The organism is Allomesorhizobium aridi (assembly GCF_043769475.1).
Taxonomy (GTDB): Bacteria; Pseudomonadota; Alphaproteobacteria; order Rhizobiales; family Rhizobiaceae; genus Allomesorhizobium.
Genome location: NZ_CP171729.1, coordinates 6,006,515 through 6,028,268, shown reverse-complemented (window position 1 = coordinate 6,028,268; position 21,754 = coordinate 6,006,515). Strand labels below are relative to the sequence as shown.

18 protein-coding genes and 1 pseudogene are annotated in these 21,754 nt (G+C 60.6%); 4 read left to right on the top strand and 15 right to left on the bottom strand.

Annotated features, from left to right (window positions below; genetic code table 11):
* Positions 1-48: 48 nt before the first annotated feature.
* Together nifD and nifH are read right to left on the bottom strand one after the other, a co-directional pair.
* Positions 49-1,542 (bottom strand): nitrogenase molybdenum-iron protein alpha chain, encoded by a 1,494-nt coding sequence (gene nifD, locus ACG873_RS31720; RefSeq protein ID WP_394889928.1) that lies wholly within the window; start codon positions 1,540-1,542, stop codon positions 49-51.
* 95 nt (positions 1,543-1,637) lie between these two features.
* Positions 1,638-2,531 (bottom strand): nitrogenase iron protein, encoded by an 894-nt coding sequence (gene nifH, locus ACG873_RS31715; RefSeq protein WP_394889927.1) that lies wholly within the window; start codon positions 2,529-2,531, stop codon positions 1,638-1,640.
* Positions 2,532-3,151: 620 nt separating this feature from the next.
* Here nifH and ACG873_RS31710 point away from each other — a divergent pair.
* Together ACG873_RS31710 and ACG873_RS31705 are read left to right on the top strand one after the other, a co-directional pair.
* Positions 3,152-3,802, top strand: coding sequence for a Fic/DOC family N-terminal domain-containing protein (locus ACG873_RS31710; protein WP_394889926.1), 651 nt, complete (start codon positions 3,152-3,154; stop codon positions 3,800-3,802).
* Positions 3,799-3,981 carry a hypothetical protein gene (locus tag ACG873_RS31705; RefSeq protein WP_394889925.1) on the top strand — a complete coding sequence of 61 codons (183 nt, stop codon included), beginning with the start codon at positions 3,799-3,801 and terminating at the stop codon, positions 3,979-3,981. The genes ACG873_RS31710 and ACG873_RS31705 overlap by 4 nt, the downstream gene beginning before the upstream one ends.
* 318 nt (positions 3,982-4,299) lie before the next feature.
* On the opposite strand, the gene ACG873_RS31700 is transcribed toward ACG873_RS31705, so the two are convergent.
* The 5 genes and pseudogenes from ACG873_RS31700 to ACG873_RS31680 all read right to left on the bottom strand — a co-directional run bounded on the left by ACG873_RS31700 (position 4,300) and on the right by ACG873_RS31680 (position 10,846).
* A complete protein-coding gene (locus ACG873_RS31700; RefSeq protein WP_394889923.1) occupies positions 4,300-5,691 on the bottom strand; it encodes an ATP-binding protein in 1,392 nt (463 codons plus the stop codon).
* Between the two features lie 846 nt (positions 5,692-6,537).
* Positions 6,538-6,912, bottom strand: a pseudogene (locus ACG873_RS31695) (response regulator); the annotation flags it as partial.
* 56 nt (positions 6,913-6,968) lie between these two features.
* Positions 6,969-7,451 (bottom strand): Spy/CpxP family protein refolding chaperone, encoded by a 483-nt coding sequence (locus ACG873_RS31690; RefSeq protein WP_394889921.1) that lies wholly within the window; start codon positions 7,449-7,451, stop codon positions 6,969-6,971.
* Between the two features lie 497 nt (positions 7,452-7,948).
* Complete coding sequence (locus ACG873_RS31685; protein WP_394889919.1) at positions 7,949-10,138, bottom strand: hypothetical protein; 2,190 nt, start codon at positions 10,136-10,138, stop codon at positions 7,949-7,951.
* A gap of 219 nt (positions 10,139-10,357) precedes the next feature.
* Positions 10,358-10,846 (bottom strand): Spy/CpxP family protein refolding chaperone, encoded by a 489-nt coding sequence (locus ACG873_RS31680; protein WP_394889917.1) that lies wholly within the window; start codon positions 10,844-10,846, stop codon positions 10,358-10,360.
* Positions 10,847-11,373: 527 nt separating this feature from the next.
* Here ACG873_RS31680 and ACG873_RS31675 point away from each other — a divergent pair.
* Entirely contained in the window at positions 11,374-12,186 is an 813-nt protein-coding gene (locus tag ACG873_RS31675) for an IS5 family transposase (protein ID WP_394889916.1), read from the top strand.
* 697 nt (positions 12,187-12,883) lie between these two features.
* Here ACG873_RS31675 and ACG873_RS31670 read toward each other — a convergent pair.
* Both ACG873_RS31670 and ACG873_RS31665 read right to left on the bottom strand, forming a co-directional pair.
* A complete protein-coding gene (locus ACG873_RS31670) occupies positions 12,884-14,140 on the bottom strand; it encodes a type II toxin-antitoxin system HipA family toxin (RefSeq protein WP_394889915.1) in 1,257 nt (418 codons plus the stop codon).
* On the bottom strand, positions 14,115-14,441 hold the full coding sequence (locus ACG873_RS31665; protein WP_394893798.1) for a helix-turn-helix domain-containing protein: 327 nt from the start codon (positions 14,439-14,441) through the stop codon (positions 14,115-14,117). The genes ACG873_RS31670 and ACG873_RS31665 overlap by 26 nt, the downstream gene beginning before the upstream one ends.
* 278 nt (positions 14,442-14,719) lie before the next feature.
* Between ACG873_RS31665 and ACG873_RS31660 the strand changes: the two genes are divergently transcribed.
* On the top strand, positions 14,720-15,082 hold the full coding sequence (locus ACG873_RS31660) for a hypothetical protein (protein ID WP_394889914.1): 363 nt from the start codon (positions 14,720-14,722) through the stop codon (positions 15,080-15,082).
* 255 nt (positions 15,083-15,337) lie between these two features.
* On the opposite strand, the gene ACG873_RS31655 is transcribed toward ACG873_RS31660, so the two are convergent.
* The 6 genes from ACG873_RS31655 to ACG873_RS31630 all read right to left on the bottom strand — a co-directional run bounded on the left by ACG873_RS31655 (position 15,338) and on the right by ACG873_RS31630 (position 20,965).
* Positions 15,338-16,384, bottom strand: coding sequence for an LLM class flavin-dependent oxidoreductase (locus ACG873_RS31655; RefSeq protein WP_394889912.1), 1,047 nt, complete (start codon positions 16,382-16,384; stop codon positions 15,338-15,340).
* 317 nt (positions 16,385-16,701) lie between these two features.
* Entirely contained in the window at positions 16,702-17,448 is a 747-nt protein-coding gene (locus tag ACG873_RS31650) for an SDR family oxidoreductase (RefSeq protein WP_394889910.1), read from the bottom strand.
* The gene (locus ACG873_RS31645) at positions 17,418-18,275 is read right to left on the bottom strand and encodes an SDR family oxidoreductase (protein WP_394889908.1); all 858 of its coding nucleotides are present in this window, start codon (positions 18,273-18,275) and stop codon (positions 17,418-17,420) included. The genes ACG873_RS31650 and ACG873_RS31645 overlap by 31 nt, the downstream gene beginning before the upstream one ends.
* Before the next feature lie 376 nt (positions 18,276-18,651).
* The gene (locus ACG873_RS31640; RefSeq protein WP_394889906.1) at positions 18,652-19,254 is read right to left on the bottom strand and encodes a nuclear transport factor 2 family protein; all 603 of its coding nucleotides are present in this window, start codon (positions 19,252-19,254) and stop codon (positions 18,652-18,654) included.
* A 203-nt stretch (positions 19,255-19,457) separates the two neighbouring features.
* Positions 19,458-19,703 carry a ferredoxin gene (locus ACG873_RS31635; RefSeq protein ID WP_394889904.1) on the bottom strand — a complete coding sequence of 82 codons (246 nt, stop codon included), beginning with the start codon at positions 19,701-19,703 and terminating at the stop codon, positions 19,458-19,460.
* Between the two features lie 44 nt (positions 19,704-19,747).
* Positions 19,748-20,965, bottom strand: coding sequence for a cytochrome P450 (locus tag ACG873_RS31630; protein WP_394889902.1), 1,218 nt, complete (start codon positions 20,963-20,965; stop codon positions 19,748-19,750).
* Between the last annotated feature and the right edge of the window lie 789 nt (positions 20,966-21,754).

The window sequence follows — 21,754 nt, the reverse complement described above, 5'->3', positions numbered from 1 at the left end:
ATCGCGGGCGCTCATCTGCCTCCCCGCCTGGGCGGAGAGACTAGGTTCTCATTCGGCGGCGATCGCCGTCGGCGCCACGGCCTTCTTCCAGGGAGCGTCGTAGAGGCCCCAGACCGGGTTGTTGATGGCCAGGTCCATGTCGCGGGCGAAGATGGCGAAGCCGTCATAGCCGTGATACGGGCCGGAATAGTCCCAGGAGTGCATCTGACGGAATGGGATGCCCATCTTCTGCACCGGGTACTTCTCCTTGATGCCGGAGCCGACGAGATCCGGGCGAACTCCCTCGATGAACTTCTCCAACTCGTAGCCGGTCACGTCATCATAGATCAGCGTGCCGTTCTTCACGTAATGGCCGGTGCGCTGATAGTCGTCGTTGTGGCCGAACTCGTAGCCTGTGCCGACGATCACCATGCCGAGGTCCTCGTAAGCCGTGATGACGTGACGGGGGCGCAAGCCGCCAACGTAGAGCATCACCGTCTTGTCTTCGAGGCGCGGCCGGTACTTGGCTTTGACCGCGTCGACAAGCGGTCTGTACTTGGCAATGACCATTTCAGTACTCTGCTCGATTTCCGGCCCAAAATGCTTGGCTATCTTGCGCAAAGAGGCTTCGATCTGGGAGGGGCCGAAGAAATTGTATTCCATCCAGGGTATGCCGTATTTTTCCTCCATGTGTCGGCAGATGTAGTTCATCGACCGGTAGCAATGAATGAGATTGAGCTTGGCCTTCGGCGCTCGCTCTATTTCGGCGAGCGTGGCGTCGCCCGACCAGTTGGCAACCACCCGCAGCCCCACCTCCTCGAGCAGGATCCGCGAGGCCCAGGCGTCGCCGCCGATATTGTAGTCGCCTACGACGTTGACGTCGTAAGGGCCGGCCTCGAACTCGACGTCCTTCTTCTCGAAGACCCAGTCGCGGATCGCGTCGTTGGCGATGTGATGGCCGAGCGATTGCGAGACGCCGCGGAAGCCCTCGCAACGCACCGGCACGATCGTCTTTCCGTGCTCTTTGGCCTTGTTGCGGGAAACTGCTTCCGTGTCATCACCAATCAGGCCGATCGGGCATTCGGATTGCACGGTGACGCCCTTGTTCAGCGGAAACAGTTCCTCGATCTCGTCGATGACCTGTTCCAGCTTTTTGTCGCCGCCGAACACAATATCCCTCTCCTGGAAATCGGAGGTGAACTGCATTGTCACGAACGTGTCGATGCCGGTCATACCGACGTAGTAGTTGCGGCGTTGCGACCAGGAATATTGCCCGCAGCCGACCGGGCCGTGCGAGATATGGATCATATCCTTGACCGGACCCCATACCACGCCCTTTGAGCCGGCATAGGCGCAACCGCGGATCGTCATCACGCCCGGAATGGACTTGATGTTCGATTTGACGTCGCATTCGGAAAGAAGCTCGCCCTCCCCGCCGTCCCCGCTCTTTGCGACGCTGAGGTGCTTCTTGCGGCGCTTCGCCGCCTTGTCTGGATATTGCGAGAGCACCTCCTCGATAAGCTTCGCATGAAGGGCGCCGTCATTCTCGTATTCCAGGCTCATGGGACCTCTTTCCACGTTTTTGGGTGACGCCTCAGTTACGAGACGCCGTTCTCGTAAAGACGCGCCGCCCGGTGAAGGCGGCGCGGCGGCGGCGGTTACTGTGCCGCCGCCTTCGCCACTTCCTTGGCCTGAAGCTCGGCAAGCATCTGCTCGTCGGTCTTCATGATGCCGAAGTCGAGCAGCATGTCCTCGAGCTCCTCCATGGTGATCGGTGTCGGGATGGTGCCCTGGCCCGAATTGGCATGGATCTTCTCGGCCAGCGCGCGGTATTCGCCCGCCTGCTTGGAGTCCGGCGCATACTGGATCACCGACATCTTCCTGAGTTCGGCGTGCTGGACGATGTTGTCGCGCGGCACGAAGTGGATCAGCTTGGAATTCAGCCTGGAAGCCAGCGCTTCGGCCAGGTCAAGCTCGCGGTCGGTTTGGCGCTCGTTGCAGATCAGGCCGCCGAGCCGCACGCCGCCCGAATGGGCATATTTCAGGATGCCCTTGGCGATGTTGTTGGCGGCATAGAGTGCCATCATCTCGCCGGACATGACGATGTAGATTTCCTGGGCCTTGTTCTCGCGGATCGGCATCGCGAAGCCGCCGCACACCACGTCCCCGAGCACGTCATAGGAAACATAGTCGACATCGTCATAGGCGCCGTTCTCCTCGAGGAAATTGATCGAGGTGATGACGCCTCGGCCGGCGCAGCCGACACCCGGCTCGGGGCCGCCGGATTCCACGCACTTGATGCCTTTGTAGCCGACTTTGAGCACGTCCTGGAGTTCGAGATCCTCCACCGAACCTTCTTGTGCTGCCAGGTGCAGGACCGTATCCTGCGCCTTCGCGTTCAGGATCAGGCGGGTGGAGTCGGCTTTGGGGTCGCAGCCGACGATGAGGATCCTTTGCCCGAGGTCGACAAGGGCGGCGAGCGTATTTTGGGATGTCGTCGATTTGCCGATGCCCCCCTTGCCGTAGAACGCGATCTGACGCAGACGTGACATGTAGCTTTCCTTCTTTTGTTCCATTTGCGGCTGCCCGCGCCATGAATACCGGTCGGCAGCTCTCGCCACCTTGCACCAAGGGTTTCAAGACTCGTGCCAAGGTGGCTGATTGGGCCTAAGAAGAGGATTTGTGCATGCTTTTCAGCTGCTTAGCCCGAGGCAAATAAGAGATTGGCTAAGCAAGGCGTGTGTAGCGGACCCGACAAAGACGACACAAAGCTGTCGGATTCGGTTACTTACGACCGCTATTGACCTCGCCGGATCGCCGGACAACTGGCCGGCCTCCAATCGGGTGATCCATGTTGAACGTTAATGCATGCTTGGTTTTTGTGCTTCGGCTGGGGTGGCCGGCGAAGCTGGTCCGGGTTGCGCAGCCGGCCACAGGATCGCATCTGGTGCCGGGGGTCTGTAGTCCAAAGATGAATGCGCTCGCACCGTGTTATAGGGCTGCCGCCATCCTTTTCAGGGAGCAGACAGTCGGCGACAATCTCAAGGCACTCGCGCTAAGAACGATTTCCTGACTAACACTCGGCGCTAGTAAAGACTTCGTTCCCAGATGGTCGCCAAGGAGCGCGCTCGCCTCGAAGCGAACGAAGCTGTTGCCAATTGGGCGTCATGAAATGCCGAAGCGAAAAACGGGCCGATACGAGAGCGTAACCGCAGGCGCAGAGAACGTCGACGCGTTCATCCCGTTCGATCTGCCGCCTGCGCATCCGGCACTGTTTGTTGAAGGCAAGCTCGAATATCGTCTGCGGGAAGCCGAGCAGGCGCTCGTTCGGCTCGATCTCGGTGGCGATATGGTGCCTTGCCTCGATTGGTTCATCTATGCCTTCGGGCGCAAGGAGGCAGTGATCTCGTCGCAGATCGAGGGCACGCAGGCAGCACTCGTGGACCTTCTGGCTTTCGAGGCCGAAGAGAGGCCGGCACCCAACGCCGATGCGGAAGAGGTCACGAACTACCTCGACGCGCTCGCGCTGCTCTTGGAGCACTGGGGCTTGCTGAAGGCGCGGCTCCTCTATCTCAGCCTGTTTTTCAAGCGCCACCGGGAAGAGTACTACCGGCGCCTCGATCTTAGTCGGGTGGAAGGGAACTGGGAGGGCTGGATAGACTTCTTTCTCGATGGGTCGCCACCACTTCCGGTGAAGCCGTCGCTTCGGCGCGGGAACTGCTCAATCTCGTATCCGCGGACCGGGTGCGACTGCTCGAAGCCCAATCCGCCTCCGGCTCCGCAGTCAGACTGTTCGAGCAATTGCCGCGTCATCCGATCGTGAGCGTTGCGTCGGGCATAAAGTTGATCGGCGTAAGCAAGCCGACCGCGATCCGTGCGATCGAGGCGCTGACTGAAGCCAATATTCTCGTGGAAACCACGGGGAAGAAGCGCGACCGCAGCTTCGCCTATCGCGCCTATCTGGAATGCCTGCAAACCGGAACGGTATTGGACAGCGGCTGATCGCTATAACCGCGAAATCATACGACGCTGCGCGAACGAAGCTGCTGCCTCGCCAATTAGTAGCGGCGCTTCGGCTATCGGAGGCTGTTCATCCAGGGCTGGGAGTGCGCAAGCATCGGTCACGACGACCACTGACTGCGGCGGATCGGAGCGGTGCGGGACTGCTCCGCAGGTGAGCGGCCAGGTGAATTTCGGGCACTCATCTTCTTGTCTCGCATCGAGCGGACCAGGCATGGCCGAGGGGCGCCCAATGGCGCCTTGCGCTGATTAGAGCGAAGCATCGAAAATCAGCGCAAGGCGAACTCGGGCCGCAGAACTTTAGTCGCAGCAGTCACTTTCATCTTCTTCGGCGTTCAGTCGTCTTGACGTCTTGTCGGTGAGGCCGACGATGCGCCTGTTGAGACGGCTGGACAATACTCCGGAGTCGCCGAAGACCACCTCCACATCGTCGCGCGAGACAAAATGAGAGCCATCTCGCGCAAGGCTCCGTTGCGCCAGACGACGGACCATCTCCTTGACATAGACCGCGCTGCTGCCGTCTGAGCGTGCGACGGCATCGGCCACCGCTCCGCTCTCGAAGGTGAGAGCATCACCATAGAGCGCTATCAGCTGCTCGCGGCAACCAGCGTCCGGGAGCGGAATTTCAATAGCTTCGTCTACGCGGCCCGGACGCGAAGCGAGCGCTTCCTCAATGTCCTCCGGCCGGTTCGTCGTCAGGAAGAAAAAGATATCTGTCCCTGACACAAGACCGTCCATCTCGTTCAACAGACGGTTGAGGAGGCGTTCGGCCTTCTGACCATGAACATCCTCTCGCGACCGGCCCACCAGATCGACGTCCTCCAGCACGACGATGCTCGGCTGCAAGGTACGGGCCAGCGCGATGTAAAACCCAATCGCAATTGTCTGCTCAGCCGTGACCAGAACGGTAGTGCGTCCAGGCAGGGTGGCACAAACATGACGGATGACGTGCGTCTTGCCTGTGCCAGGAGCTCCGTAAAGCAGAATACCCTTTTGCGTCGATTGGCCGAGACGCTTCAGCCCTTCTCGGTGTCGATCGAAATCGAAGATGTGGGCATCAAGACGCGCCATAGTTGCCTCGGAAAGCACCAGGTCCTTCCGGCATACGGCAGGAAGGTTATGAACCCGCATCGTACCCTGCATCCCAGAGGTTCCTGCATCTCCTTCGAAAGAGAGAACCTTGTTGCGATAATACCGCGAGCTCTCACAGCCCTCCTGGATCTTGCGAAGAAATTCGCGCGAGAAGTCGGATGCCTGCTCGCCGGGCAGACAAGCGATTTCCACTTGAACGTATGGCATGTCATCGACTAGGGAGGTAAACTGCGACAGAAAAACGGCAACCGGCTCGTCGCCGATCTGGAACAACCACAGGCCGTTGTGCAGAGACGCATAAGGCTCCTCTTTGCCGATGTCGATGTCCTGATATTGCAAGGGTGTTATCGAAACGACTGCATGTTCCTGGCGAATGACCAGGTCCGACAGCTTCATGGGCTCATACTCGTAGCGCTGGTGGACGCCGACCAGCTTGGGAGACAGAGGCGCGATCTGCTCTTCGATCATGGTTTGAAGATCCGGCAGGAGATGTGGATAAAACCTTCGGTGGGAGCTCGTCAGCTCCATCAAATTATCGGTTTTGAAATGGGCATGAAGCGCCTGCCATGCAAAGCGAAAACCCGTCATCAGACGTGACATGTAGCTTTCCTTCCTGTGTTCATTTGCGCTGCCCGCGCCATGAAGGCAGCTCTCGCCGCCTTGCACCAAGGGTTTCAAGACTCGTGCCAACTTGGCTGGTTGGGCGGAGAAGTTTGTGTCAGCTGCTTAGCCCGAGGCAACAAGAGATTGGCTAAGCAAGTCGTGTGTAGCGGACCCGACGACACAGGATGTCGGATTCCGTTACTTGCGACCGCTATTGACCTCGCCGGAGCCCGACAACTGGCCGGCCCCAATCGGGTGATCCATGTTAACGGTAGCGCATGCTTGGTCTTTGCGCTTCGGCTGGGGTGGCCGGCGAAGCTGGTCCGGGTTGCGCAGCCGGCCACAGGATCGCATCTGGTGCCGGGGTGTAGTCCAAAGATGAATGCGCTCGCACCGTGTCATAGGGCTGCCGCCATCCTTTTCAGGGGGCAGACACTCGGCGACAATCCATTAAGGCACTCGCGCTAAGAACGATTTCCTGACTAACACTCGGCGCTAGTAAAGACTTCGTTCCCAGGTCGGTGGCCAAGGAACCCTGTCGTTCCGCCTCAAAGCGAACGAAGCTGTTGCCAATTGGGCGACATGAAATTCCGAAGCGAACAACGGGTCGATACGAGAGCGTAACCGCAGGCGCAGAGAACGTCGATGCGTTCATCCCGATCGATTTGCCGCCTGCGCGTCCGGCACTGTTTGTTGAAGGCAAGCTCGAAGTCCTCTGCGGGAAGCCGAGCAGGCGCCCGTTCGGCTCGATGTCGCTGGCGATATGGTGCCTTGCCTCGATTGGTTCATCTATGCCTTCGTGCGCAAGGAGGCAGTGATCTCGTCGCAGATCGAGGGTACGCAGGCACGCATGCCGTTGCGGCGGCGCAGAATCGCCTTCAGCCGGGCCAGCAGCTCGCGCGAATTGAACGGCTTCGGCAGATAATCGTCGGCGCCGATCTCCAGCCCCACGATGCGGTCGGTCTCGTCGCCTCGCGCTGTCAGCATCAGAACCGGCACGTCGGAGTTCGCGCGGATGCGTTTGAGCGCCTCGAATCCGTCCATGTCGGGCAGCATGACGTCGAGAACCACGGCATCCGGCGACAGCCGTGCGACCTCGGCAATGCCGGCGCCCGCCGTCTCCGCCGCTTGCACGCGAAAGCCGTTGCCGGTCAGATATTCCGCCAGCATGGCGGACAGGCGCCTGTCGTCGTCGACGATGAGAACCTGATCCGCCATGCTCGTTTGTCTGCTCCGATCTGAAACTGTGCCGGTACAAACCTTACCAGCGGGTGCTAGCTACAATCCTGTTCGACCAGCTTCCCCCGCTGCTCGGGCGTCAGCACCGCGGCGCCGTCGAACAGCGCCTTCGTCAGCTTGCGCAAGACTCCGTCGACCGCCGCGACGAACTCGGCCCGCAGCTTCTCCGCCGCCTCGCGGTCGATGGTTGGCAGCTTGTCGAAATCGTCCAGGGTATCGAGGAAGCCGAGCATGATCAGGCTGACATCGAAGAAGAACTCGTCCCGGATCGCCTCCAGCTTCTTTTTCTGCTCGGGTGTGGCGTCGATCTCCTCGAGGAAGCGCTCGAAGCCGTCGAGGAAATTGGGCTGCATGTGCATGCCGGGCCCGCCGTCGGCCCAGCCCATGCCAAAGCTCTGCATGCGCTCGTAATCCTGGCTGAGGGCGCCAGCGACACCGACGCCGGCAAACGCCACTATCGCAATGCCGGCTATGGCGATGCGCTTGCGCCAGCTCTTTTTCTGGGGATTCGGTTCCATTATCACATCCCTCCGATGAGCGGCATCTTTGCCGCGACTGGGGTGCCCTTGCCGTAGAACGCGATCTGACGCAGACCTGACATGTAGCTTTCCTTCTTTTGTTCCATTTGCGGCTGCCCGCGACATGAATGCCGTTGGCAGCTCTCGCCGCCTTGCACCTACGGGTTTCAAGACTCGTGCAAACTCGGCTGAGTTGGGCCGAAGCAAAAAATTGTGATTGCTTTTCAGCTGTTTAGTCCGAGGCTAAACAACAGATCGGTTAAACCAGCCTGTGTCGCGGACCCGACAAAGGCGACACAACGTGTCGGCTTCCGTTACTTGCGACCGGCATACCTCGCAGACCGGAAAGAAGCTGGAATGTCAGGCAGCGAGTCTGAGGCGATTTTGATCGGGGAGACCGCAGCAAGGACGTCGGTCTACGCATACCTCTGTATCGCTCCAGCCATAGCAAGTACCGGCTCAAAACCGCCCATCAGCCGCCTCGGTCTGACCGGAACCTATTGAGACTCCACAGCTAGGCTGCCCACGTCGTTCCTCTTAACGAGGCGATCGGTGTACCTGTTGATGAGGTAGGAGAACTGGATCACAGCCTCCGGGTCCCACTTGTTCGAGCCGAGCGACACGAGCTTTCGCCCGTCCTTTTCGGCGTGTTTGAGGAGGTTCCCGAAGATCAGGTTGGCCTGTTCGTCGCCCATGCCTACCGCGGCCAGCCGCTCGCGGCCTTCGCCGCCCAGCCGGGATAGGTCGAACCCGCCACCCTCAACGGCGGTCTTTCGAGCCATGTCCAATAGGTGCTGGGAAACAGCCTTGGCCGCCCACTTCTGTTGGTACTCGTGAATGCCGCGCATCACCTCAGCCGTCATTCGCTGTCCCCAATCGAGAGCCATATCGAGCCAGTTAGCGAGCCTGGAGGAAGCCCCCGCGCCGATGCGGTCGTCAGCGAAGCGGAAGTCGAACTTGCCGACCAGACCGTCCAGGCCGATGCCCGTCATGTGCTCCAGCTCGGCCAGTAGAGCGTCCCTCTTGGGGATCGATCGGCCGCCTTCGTCCACCATACGGCGGATTGCGGGGAGCTGGGACATCGACGCTCGGAAGCCCGTCATCTCCGCCACCTTCCAGCTTTCCTGAACCTGATTGAGGACCATGTTGGGCATGAGGCGGATGAACTGCATGGCCTTGAGCCGGCGGATCCACTGGGCGTAAGCCGTCTCTTGGCCGTACACCGGGATGCCGTTGACGCGCTTCCAGCCGAAGTCGAGGCTCTCGATGGCGTTGTCCATCTTGGCCTCCACCTTGGCGATGGGCTTGCCGGTCTGGCGGAAGCCTTCGCGGACCCAGTTCTTGGCCTTCTCCAGATCGGCCTCGGAGCGGATGCCGTCGAAGATCAGTTCGTCCGTCTTGGGGTCGCGTATCTTGGTGTCGGCGAACGCCACACGGCCGGACATGGTGCGGGCATAGCGGTGGTCGAGGAACTCGGCGTCCTGAAGGAACACGTCATCGATCTTCAGAGGGATCGAGCCACCGTCGCGGGTCCGGACGTTGGCCGAGTAGGCGTAATCCATGACGGTGCGGCGCTTGAGATAGCCGACGCCCTTGTCCCCGTCCATGGTCTTCTTGGTGTGGTCCACAACACCGGAGAACAGGTCGTAGACCTTGTCCAGGTCCTCGTCGGCGATGCCTTCGGAGTCCTGTAGGGCTCGCTTGAAGGCGTCCTTAAAGCCCTGCTTGTCGCCCATCCCGAGAGCCCCGGAGATGCTGTCCTCGATGCCGTAGCCGGCCTTGCGGATATTGGCCCAGTAGCCCTTCGCCATCTTCTTTAGGAGGTCGTCTTCAATCTCCCCATGGGCGCGGCGGATGCTCTCGGCGATGAATCGTTGCATCGTCTCCTCGTCCACCATACGGTCGATTTCGGAGATCCGATTGTGGTCCGCCACCTTTGGCGAGTAGAAGCCGTTCTGCTTGACCGTGCGGCCGGGGAATGCTCGCTCCAGCTCGTCGGCCCATGCATCGTAGAACTGCTTGCGGGCATTCGCTGCCTGGACGACGTGAGGGTTCGCGTCGGGCGATGGATGCGGGTCGGTCATGTAGGCGTTGACCGCGTGGTTGAACTCGTCGGCCTTGCGGGCACGAGCTAGCGGATTGAGGAGCGACGATCCCTCGGCCACGTAGTCGCGCTTGGCGACCCGGTAGACCGAGTTGCGGTTGCCCATCAGCTTGCGCTCCAGGGCCACTGCGCGAACCGATGCTGAGGCGTCTGGGACCGCGTGGTCCACTGTGCCAGCGCCCTGCTCGAAGACGGCGAAGCCAGGAAGGCGGGCTCGAGGGTTCTCGCTCGTGGTGAGCTGTCCAGCCACGTCGAAACGTGCCCGACCACCGAGGCCACGGTCCACCGCAGCGTCATCAATTCCCCAGTCGTTCGGAGGCGTCTGGCTGCGGGCGTAGACGTTGGTGTTGTTGTCTGGAGCGTTAGTATCGACGTAGGGGTTGTCGACCTGGGGCACATAGTTGCCGCCCAAAAGGGCAGCGGCCTTCGCCTTGTGCTGCTCCATCTGCTGCTCGACCTTGTCGCGAACGATGCCCGCAGCGCCGCCGTTGTTGGCGTCAGAGGCGTCGTAGCGACCTGGGGCGCCAGGGTCAGCGCCGATCCGCAGAGCTTCGTTCTTGATGGCCTCGGCGAGGCTGCTCATGCATGTTCCTTTTCTGTGGGAGGTAGTCGAGAGGCTAGAGCGGCGGCGGAGCTGGCGAGCGCATCTCACGCGAAAGCCGTTGCCTGTCAGATATTTCGCGAGCAGGGCGGACAGGCGCCTGTCGTCGTCGACGATGAGAACCTGATCCGCATGCTCGTTTGTCTGCTCCGATCGAAACTGTGCCGGTACAAAGCTTACCAGCGGGTGCCAGCTACGATCCTATTCGACCAGCTCCTCCCACTGCTCGGGCGTCAGCACCGCCTCGGCGTCGAACAGCGCCTTCGTCAGCTTGCGCAAGACTCCGTCGACCGCCGCGACGAACTCGGCCCGCAGCTTCTCCGCCGCCTCGCGGTCGATGGTTGGCAGCTTGTCGAAATCCTCCAGGGTTTCGAGGAAGCCGAGGATGATCGGGCTGACACCGTCGAGGAACTTGCCCCTGATCTCCCACAGTTTCTCTTCCTGCTCGGGTGTGGCGTCGATCTCCTCGAGCGTGCGCTCAAACTGACGCCTGTCGAACTCCGTCGCGCGGCGGAAGTCCTGCATGTGCATGCCGGGCCCGCCGTCGCCGCAGCCCATGCCAAAGCTCTGCATGCGCTCGTAATCCTGGCTGAGCGCGCCAGGGACGCCGACGCCGGCAAGCGCCACTATCGCAATGCCACCTATGGCGATGCGCTTGCGCCAGCTCTTCTTCTGGGGGTTCGGTTCCATTATCACCTCCCTCCGATGAGCGGCATTTTTGCCGCGACTGGGGTGCCCTTGCCGTAGAACGCGATCTGACGCAGACCTGACATGTAGCTTTCCTTCTTTTGTTCCATTTGCGGCTGCCCGCCGTAGGATGCCGGTCGGCAGCTCTCGCCGCCTTTCACTAAGAGCCCGTCTCGAAAATTCGGAGCGGTGGCTTTGCCGGCCAGAGCGTCCGGACGCGCTTGGTCTTTTTGAACGGTCGGCGCCTGTGTCGGATAGGTGTGATTCGGTCGTGATCACTAGCGATCGTGGTGTTCGATGAGCGCTTCGGAAAGCTGTGTCACGTTTTTCCGTATCCTGCCTAGTCAGGCAAAGGCGGGCGACGGGCGTCTTGAGCCATGATTATATAATTCTAATTCAATGTGTTAGTGGATTCGTGTGAATCTACATCCACACAAACATGTGCTCCACTATTGATCTCGCCGAAGGGGTTGAGCAGCTGGCGCGGTCGTGATTCCAACGGGTTGTCGAAGCCTGATTGGAGAGACCTGATGTGGACGCCAGCTACTCGCCGCCAGCATAACCGCGAAAGCCTGCGTTACGAAACAGACATGATGGACGCAGAGTGGAGTTTGATCGCGCCACTCATGCCCACGGCCTGCCCGACGGGGCGACCGCGCAAATGGCCATTGCGCGAGATCGTGAACGCGATCTTCTACGTCATGCGCGGCGGGATCGGGTGGCGTCTTCTGCCATCGGATTTTCCGCCGAGGAGCACGGTGTTTCGCTGGTTTTGCCTGTTCCGCGACACATGCCTGTTCGAGAAGATCAACCACAAGCTCCTGATGCTGGATCGCGAACGTTGCGGCCGAGAGGCTTCACCCACGGCCTCCATCATCGACAGCCAGACCGTGAAGACCTGCGAGAGTGGCGGGCCGCGTGGCTATGACGCCGGCAAGAAGATCAAAGGCCGCAAGCGCCATGCGCTGGTCGACACCGACGGTCGGGCTCTCGTCCTATATCCGCATCCCGCCAGCATCCAGGATCGCGACGGCGCCGGCCCGGTCCTGAACGCCTCGCGGCGACCATTCCCCTTCATCCGAAAGGTGTTCGCCGATTCTGGATATCAGGGACCGCGTGTGGCCGAGGCCACCTCGATCGCTGTCGAGATCGTCAAAAGAAAACCTGATCAGGTCGGCTTCGCCGTGCAACCGAGACGTTGGGTGGTGGAACGCTTCTTTGCCTGGATCAGCCGCAACAGGCGGCTATGGAAGGACGCCGAGGCAACCATCGAATCCGCAACAGCTTTCCTCTACGCAGCAGCCGTCATGATCCTTGTGCGACGCATCGCGCGACATCAATGAGTTTCGGCACGGACTCTAAGGGTTTCAAGACTCGTGCCAACTCGGCTGAGTTGGGCCGAAGCAAAAAATTGTGATTGCTTTTCAGCCACTTAGCCCGAGGCAACAAGAGATTGGCTAAAGCAGCCTGTGTCGCGGACCCGACAAAGACGACAATGTGTCGGATTCCGTTACTTGCGACCCGTTTACCTCGCAGACCGGAAAGGCAGCGAGTCTGAGGCGATTTTGATCGGGGAGACCGCAGCGAGAACGTCGGTCTACGCATACCTCTGTATCGCTCCAGCCTGCCACCTTGACGGGCACTCGAGAACGCTCAGTTGATGTCGTCGCTTGTCGGAGATGACTGTCGGGCCGCTTAACCGCCATGTTGGATGAGTTTTGCCGGAGCCGTACTTTCGCAACGCTATCTTTGTTGGTCCAATTCGCCGCAGCCAGAGCACCGGATAAACATCATCTGCATGCGACAAGCGTTTTTTCCCTCAGCACCTAAGGCTTGCACCGGAACCTGCATGTACTGTGCCAATGACAAAACGTGCTTATAAAGAACATCATAGTTCTACGGCGACTATGTCGCATATCCGACATCGTTCGACATCGGACAAAACTGACGCGAAACAAAAAGGGAGAAGCCTGCCAAGTGACGCTGGGCCACCGGCGCGGGCGATCATTCCGCCATATCGTTAAACCAAGAGGGTTCGGCTCACTTCTCGGCGCAGGAGTTCAGTATCGGCGTCATCGCCTTCACATGCTCGTCGATCCGCTCGAGCACTTTCTTCGCGACAACGTCGCGCTCAGGCAGATGCCACCAGTGCTCGTTGACGAGTTCGACGGTCTCGACCACTGCCTTCAGGACTGCCGGCTCCGGAAGCATTGCACGGTTCGCAAATGCTTTCCATCGCGGTGCTGCTAGCGCCTTGAACGAGCGCTCTCCTCCAAGCGAAAGCGCCATGGCGTCCGCGGGAAGATATGGCACGGTCGACAGTAGGTCGTAGATTGGTGAAAGGGCCGGCTTAAAGCCGTTTCCGCGATAGATCAACGACCAGTTCTTTAGGTGCATGTCGCCATTGCCGGTGATGACAGTCAGCGCCAAGCGGCGGACGAATTCGAGAGCAGCCGTAGTCGAGACGGCCACGCCAAGAGCCGAGGCTATGTCATGGTAAGCAGCGCCCTCGTATTTGCGCGAGGGATAGACACCGAAGACCTGAGCAAAATCCTCGATGTGAATCCTATCGCCATCGGCGCCGCGATCGAAACGTTTGACGAGAAGGACCTTGCCCTCGGACAGCGTGTTGAATTCTTCGGGAATGCCCTCAAAATCGGACTTCTCGACCAGTTCGCATTCAGGCACCTCCATGCCGATTGCTGCGGCCAGCGCCAAGTTGGCGAATTCGTTCTCGGAAACGCCCGGAAACACCGTTGAAGGAAACTTGGCGATGTACCGGCCTTGCTCGTCGTCCATCGGCAAGGTCAGGCCGCCGCCTTTTCCAGTGTTCTTCATGACTGACAGCTTCATCTGCACACCGGCAAGTGAGAACCGAGCCTTGGGCTTATCCATTGAAGGATCCTGCGTGACCGCTATCGCGCCGTCACTGGGCAATGCCCGTACGGCTCCCGGTAGATCGGCGCCCAGCGCCGCTAAAAGATCGAAATCATTGCCTGGGCGCACATTACCTTCGTGGTGCTTTTCCATCGCCTCGCGCAATTTCTCCTCCGGCAGGAGGTTCGCGAAGAAAGCGGGCAAAGCGCCCGCCAGAGGCTTCGGATCTTTCCGCAATCCTCCCGCCGCTGCCCGGAACGACAGGCTGAAAACCGGAAAGCCGCCCGTCGCGCGGTAAGCCTCATCGAAGTTGAACGCGTTGAAATCGCCCGGCGTCCTAACGATTGTGCCGACCTTCAGTGCGTTCAGGAGCACGTCCAGCGACGGGATCGTCTTAGGTGCGCGGAAGACTGGAGCCATGATCGTCATCGTCAGGTTGAGAAACAAAGGCAGGTCGATCGTCATCGTCGTGCGGACGCAATAAAGCCTGGACAGCCGGCACCATGACTTGCGGAACCAGCATCATTTCTAGACCGAGCGCGCGAGCGACATTCATGAGCGTCGTCGCACGCGCTGCTGCGGTTCCCTTTTCAATGTCGCGATAGCGGGGACGGGATATGCCCGCCAAATCAGCGACCTGCTCCTGCGTCATGGCAGCCGCCAGCCTCGCCTGCCTAAAAAGGGCGCCGATTTGACGCAGAACTTCTGATTCTGAGTCCATCATGACACCTATCCGGACCATTCCAATGCACGATGATACGCCAACGTATCTCGGCGATCGCCTGAAGTCAAAGCTTATGATCTCCTCGCATATCATCATTGGAGACCATGATATGCAAAGAGATCAATGCTTCATTCAAGGACCTCCCTGGCTTTAGCTCTGGTCGCGCCGCCCGGCGCATGTGCCCAACGCGCGGGTCGGGCTCTTCTTGACCACGCGCGTGCGCGCCGGCCGACGCTTGCGCTTCTTCGAAATAGGGGGAGGCAAGCTCGACAGGCATGACCTTCGTCGTCTGGATCGGCCCGCCGGTTAAGGGATCGCACTCGCTGGCGATCCCGACCGCTTCCTCGGCAGTTGCGCCCGCGTGCAGCGCGCCCAGTGCAAACTCCCAGCCGGAGCCGATCGCGATGAAGGGCGCCTCGAGCGGGCCGGTGAAGCAGGTCCTTCCAGTAGTGGACGGTGCCGTCGGTCCACACCAGCAGCGCCTGGACCTCGATGTGGTGGTCATGGGCGCGCTCGGGCAGGGGATGGCCTTCGTTGACCGCCTGGATGCACCATTTGGCGAGGCGTCGGTCTTGCCGACGTCGCGCGACGAGGACGCGACCATGGCGCCAACGGGCAGGACGTGCAGTTTTTCTTGAAGCCGATCGGGCTCCTGTCGCCCGAATAGGCGCGGCTGTCCGTCGCCATGATCCCGTCGCGATAGACAATGGTGTCATGGGCAGATCATCTCAGGGGAGTATGTTGCGGGGGCGCTCGCTAATGGTAGTCGACATCTTCATTGGCCTTTCGTCTGGTGACCACTGGTTCCTCCGTTGGCCAGAGCTGCCCGATGCCGAACAGCGCCAAGCCAATGATCTAGTGAATAGGTCGTCGCGAACTTGAAGGTCCTAGCCTCAGCATGGCCGAAGCGACTTGTTGACCGCCGGGATGATCTTGTCTCCCCAGAGCTCGATCTGGCGCAGCATTGTCTTTTGGTCGAAATCCCCCAATTGGGTCTGAATTGCGATCTGGTCCGGTTTCAAGACATCGATCTCTTCCAGCAGCCGATCAATCACGCGATTCACGCTGCCGATCGGCAGGTTCTCGCGCATAGCCTTGAACGAAAGGTCCTGCTGCGTCGGCGTTTCCTCCAACAGATAGCCGTCCTGGCTCTGCTGGCGGCGCTGATGCAGTGCTTCAGACAGCCGGCGCTGGAAACGGGCATTGTCGAGATAGCTGTTGATCTCCGCCTCGTCGTCGCTGGCATAGCAGCAGCGCAGCAGCGATATCTTGACCTCCGTGGCCTTCTTACCCTCGGCCGCCGCCGCCGTCTCGATCGATTGGCGCAGGGTGCTCAAACTCTCCAAGCCATTGTGGAGGGCTGTGACAAAACAGTTGTGCCCGTCTCGATAGGCCCGGCCCATGCGGGCGGACCCGCTGGCGATCCAGATGGGCGGGGTCGGCTTCTGGACAGTGCGCACCGAAATCGCCGTCGGGGGTATCTTCTCATACTGGCCGTCGTGTTCGAAGATGTCTTGGTTGAGACCCTTCAGAAGGATGTCCAAATATTCCGAAAACACCGCCGGCGCCTCATCGACATTGACACCGAAGCGCTCGAACTCGAACTGCTGGTATCCCAAGCCGACGCCGAGCTCGAGACGGCCGTTCGCAACGATGTCGGCAAAGCCGATGTCGGAAAGCAGGCGCTGCGGTTGATAAAGCGGCAGCACGCACACGGCAGTGCCGAGGCGAATGGTGCTCGTCACGCCGGCGCAGTGCGCCACCATCATCAGGGGCGACGAAATGAGGCTGTAATTGTTGAAGTGGTGCTCGGCGAACCACGCGGTGTTAAAGCCGGCCTGCTCCGAAACGAGAACCTGTTCGATGGAATTGCGGATGACGCTGTCGGACGATTGATGATATCCGCGCTGGGCGGCCAGGATGAAGGTCGCGAATTCCATGGTGTTTCCTTGTTGCAGAGGGACTGGCCGATCAGGGGATGTGCTCGGCACGCGCACAGATTGGGTTGGCCGTGATGTCGATCCCCCTTGGCGGCGGCATGGTTTTGCGGCAAACCGCTCGCCAAGCCGCGCCAGAAGGCTTGGACCTGCTTCGACCCCGAGGAACGTCTCCGTCATAGCCAAAGACGACATTCTCGATCGCAGGCCGCGTTGCGGCGCCTCGCCCAGCCCGAGCCTGAGGCCCGCGAAATCCTGGGCTTCGATGAGCCGCAGCCCGTTCGCTTGACGAATGGTCGGTGACAAACCCGCGGCCTCCGCTAAATGTTCGTCATCGAGTTCGTTGCCATTCCCGCATCACTGAACAAGGTCCAGCCGCCGTCCACGCAGAGGATTGAGCCGTTGACGTATGAAGCGTCAGACGAAGCAAGGAAGAACACTGCATGAGCAACATCCTCCGGCTGTCCCATCCTCCCCATCGGGATGCGCCGTCTGATCGCTGTCAAATCGATGTGGCCGGCCTTCGCCAACTGAGCAAGGGCAGGCGTGCGGATATAACCGGCAGCGACGGCTGCGGTCCGAATGCCGATCGGCCCGAGTTCGGCCGCCATGCTCCGGGTCAGGATGTCCATCCGCACCTTTGCGGCACGGTAGGCCTGGCGCGGCGCGAACGGCAGAACGCTGTTGATCGGCCCGAGATTGACGATCACGCCGCCCGGGCATATCGCCTTGATCGCCTCGCGCGCGCAGGTGAGATTGACATCCAGGACCCGTTCGATCTGGTCCGACAGTGGTTCGATGCGCGGCACGAAAGTGTCGGCGACAGCAGCACTGTTGACGAGGACATCAATGTGGCCGAAGCGCCCCCGCAGCTCCTGGAACAGCGTCACCACCTCGCTCTCGACGGCCACGTCGACGCATTTCACCAGGTGCTTGCCGTCGAGCAATCCAGCGAGCTCTGCCGTTGCAGCGCCATCTCTATCAGCAATCACGACGGTATCGCCGTTCGCGGCAAAGCGGCGAACGACGGCCGCACCTATACCGTTCCCGCCGCCCGTGACGAGCACGATTCGCGCGCGTCGGTACGTTCGGCCGGCCGGGCGAGTTCGGCTCCAGGCGTTCCGTCCTGCGGCGGGTGCGCTTCCCCCGGCTGGTTGAACGACATCCAGCCGCCGTCGACCAGCAGCACCGATCCGGTGATGTAACGCGCCTGCGTGCTGGCCAGAAAACGCACGGCCCGGGCGATCTCGTCGGAGCGCACCATGCGCCCCATCGGCACGCTGCGACGCACCGCCGCGAGGTCCAATTTGCCCGCGCCTTCCAGTTCCGCGACCATCGGCGTGCGCACGTAGCCCGGCGCTACCGCCGTCACGCGGATGCCGCGAGAAGCCCACTCATATGCCAGTGACCTCGTCAACGAGATCAGGCCCGCTCTCGTGGCTGCGTAGGCGTTGCAATTCGGATTGCCGATCACGCCGGCCAGCGAAGCGAGGTTGACGATGGCACCACCCGACTGCATCCGTCTCGCCGCTTCGCGGGCCATGACGAACGCCCCATTCAGGTTTACTGCCAGACCGCGTCGGAAGGCGTCGACCCTGGTGTCGACAGCCGCCGCCATGGTGCGTCCGACCGGCGCGTTGTTGATGAGGACGCCGATCTGCGTGAACTGTGCATCAACCCGGTCGTAAAGCGCGAGGATATCCTCTTGTCGCGAGACATCGCATTCGAGGCCGAGATGCGGGTAGCCGAGACCACCGGCCAGTTCAACCACGCCGCTGCCCGGAATGTCCACGGCAACAACAGTATCTCCAGTTCCGGCAAAAATATCGACGAGCGCGCGGCCGATCCCGCGCGCGGCGCTTGTAATGATGACGATAGGCCCGGCGTGTTTCATAAGAACTTCTCCGCGACGAGCCGCAGCGGACCCAGCCCTTCGACGGCCAGACGGGGAACGATCCGTCGCGGTAAGGCCGCACGTCCTGGTGAGTGCCAGTTGCGGCCCCTGACTCAGCTCGCGCGCTTCGGCAGCGGCCCAACTCTCGATTTGGCAGGCGAAGCTGTTGAAGGGCCCTTCGAGGACAGGCGATTGCCTTCATGAGCGGCTCTGCCGAGGTCCCGCAAATCGATGCAGACCAGCATCGTCGGCGGGATCGTGGCGACAGAGCAGACCGCTGTCGCGGTCACGCTGTCGCGGGGCCGAAAGGCAGTCCTATCGGCCGCAACTTCACCGATCAGGCATTGGCCGGAAGTACTGTGGCATTGAAAATTCGTCATAGTCTTTCGTCACCACTGCCGCTGCAGCTCACCGGTTGGGAACCTCTGAAGGCATTGTGGCGAGAAGGAATGCAGCGCTTCCCGAGCGCGTAGACCAGGTCATCCGGATGCGGTGCTCCCATCGGTTGGCGCAAGCCGAACCATTCTGCTTCGGGAACCGCTGGTGGGGTTTGCTCCTCCAGCCAATCGTAGACCACCGTCCGTATTGCAATCCGCCACTCCCCTTCCCTCTTCTGAAACAGGTCGCAATAACGGCCGCAAAGGAGCACCTGGCGTACTTCTCCGTCTTTGTCCGTCCCACGTTGCAACGCGTTGAAATAGCTCTCGACGCCCGCCTCCACCGGGCTGCTGAATTCGATCAGGATGTTCGTGACCTGATGGATGTTGCGGGGTCCGGTCTTGAAGACACCGAGCGCGAATTGGATGAAGCCCTCTGCCAAGCCGCAATATGCCCCGTGATTGTCATGCGCATCGGGCCAGTACGAACTGCGCAGCGCCGCCTCGTCCGCGCGGTCTATCCCGCGGCAGTACCGATAGAGGCAGTCGCGGATCGCCTCACGGTCGAGGAGTTCGGCAATTTTTGTCGTTACCTTGTCCATACCTTGTCCATACCTTGTCCATCGTCTCTGTCGTAAATTCTAAGATTGAAAAGAGGTGCTTCGCGGACTCCGCATGCCGCTTGTGAATTGTGGGGAACACTTCGATGTGTCAGATGCCCCCTTCGTAGTAGGGCGAGCACGATCGTAGGACGAGGCTGCGAGCGCCGGCCTTTCCAGCGCGCGGCGCCATCGCTCCACCCCAACTAAACTCGTCCGACTTTCGGTTGGGGGACGCCCGATTTTACCCGCGCGGCGGGTGAAGGGTCGATTTCCAGCGCACGCTCGGGGCAAGATCGCGCGCCTCGTGACGCAAGCGGTCGCTCTCCCTCCGGAACCTCAATGTCGCCGGGCAGGATGTAACCCTCGTCATCAACCACAAAGATGTGCGGCGCTTGCGCCCAGCATCGCGCGTGACCCTGGCATTTGGCTTTGTTCACGATGATGCGCATAGCGCTGCCTCCATTTGTCTTGCCGCGGCTCCGCACGGCCTTAGTCAGGACCAGTCCAGGATCAGATTTTCGATCCCGAACACATGCCCGCCAGAGGTAATGGGGGCCGTACCTTCCTTGATCCGAAAGGCCGGGATGCGCGCCAGCCACTCCTCTAGGCCGACAACGATCTCCCGCCGGGCGAGGTGCGAGCCAAGGCAGCGGTGAGGACCATAGCCGAAGGCGGCGTGGCGGTTGTCCGGTCGCGCCAGATCGATCGTGTTGGGGGATTCGAACTCCGCTGGGTCACGATTGGCAATCATCGTGGCACAGGAAACATAATCCCCCTTACGGATCGGGGCGCCTTCGAAGTCGATGTCTTTCTTCGCCACGCGGATCATTTGCACGGTCGGATAGGCGCGCAGCAATTCTTCGGCGGCAGGCACGATCCGGTCCGGTTTGCTCCGCAGCCATTCCTGGTCTTTTCGGTTGCGCGCGAGATAGGCCAAGTCAAAGCCTATCGCGGCTGCAACTGTATCGAGTCCCGCAACAAACAGAAGCACGCCGATGCCACGGACTTCCTCGTCGGTCAGCCGGCGGCCCTCGACCTGTGCCTGCACGACGAAGGTCATGAAATCGTCGGCCGGTTCTTTGCGGCGAGCGCCTGCAAGTTCGTCGATGAAAGCCACAATAGTACGGGCCGCAGCCGGTCGTTTCACATCGTCACCGTGGAGCAGATCGTTCGCCCAGCCGACGAATGTATGCAGTCGGTGATCCGGTAATCCCAGAAAGCGAAGGAAGATGTTGACCGCGAAGGGAAAGGCAAAATCCTTCATGACGTCGCAGCTTGTGCCCGCTGCGGCGATCCTCTCAGTCAGCGTGATCGCCCGCGCGCGGATAGCCGCTTCCAACACCCCCACCCTCTTGGGCGAAAGCAGCGGATTGAGCAGTGAACGAAAGACGCCATGGGCCGGTGGATCGAGTTCAAGCGGAATCATCGGCCAGTTTTCGCCCAGCGCGGAGGCGAAGATGCTGCGATGGCTGGAAAAGGTTTCGGCGTCCTGCAGCACCCTGCGCTGATCTCTGGCGCGAGTGATGACCCAGGTGCCCCGGCCATCACGCGTGTTGAAGGGGGAATAAAAGATCGGCGGCCCGGCATGGGCGCAGGCGACAGCTGCGTGCGGGTCCCCATTGGGCGTCGGTGCCATGCCCGGCGAGGTAAACAGGCTGAAGTCCCTCACCATTTCGGGCGGGACATGATCTGGAACCGGGTTCGTCGCCATTTTGGCTTCTCCTGAACGTCGGGGCTCATGCGCTCGACGAGATCGCACCGCTGGTTACTAAGTCGACTACCGCCATGTGTACGTCCCGGCTCAGGCGCCGTGAGAGTCTGTTACACGATGCAGCCCACCTGCGCGCAAGCGCAGATGAGATCGGTCGCGAACTCGAGCAGCAGGGTTTCGATGTCGTCCTTGGTCCATAAGCACCGCCGCGTTAGTTCAGGTTGTCACCGCCGCTGAGCTCCACAAGCATTGCTGACGTCCGCCCTGACAAACTCATTAGAGCATGTTGCGTGCCGATTAGCGCACGGTTTGCTTTGCACCACTTGCCCGATACCGGCGGCCCGGCCTTGGCGACCTTTTGGTCGGGCTTGCGACATCATTGTCCAGCTTCGGACACAAGAACGTTTGCGGTTAGACACGCACGGGGAGACCAAATCAAGGAATCTCCACTCACGCAAACGCCATGACCCGAGCCGAACTCGATCCTCAACTTGTCGGAGCCCGTGCGCTTGCTGAAGAGCTGGAAGGCATCAAAAGACCTTCCTTGGCAGGGGAGTCACAACAGCGCGCGACCGGTAGTACTGCGACAGCGGCGTTTTTGCAGATTGCCGTGCCTGCGCACACAAGAACACTCCAGAGGCAAAGCGTCACGCGGTCGCTGCAGTACCCGCCGGTGTGCGCCAATGCTCGGCTCGGCCCGCCTGGACAGGTTTTCGTCTCTCGAGCCGACGCGGAAGCGCTGATTTCCCCGACATTCAGCACCTTTGCTCGGTTCTGAGTGACCAAGTG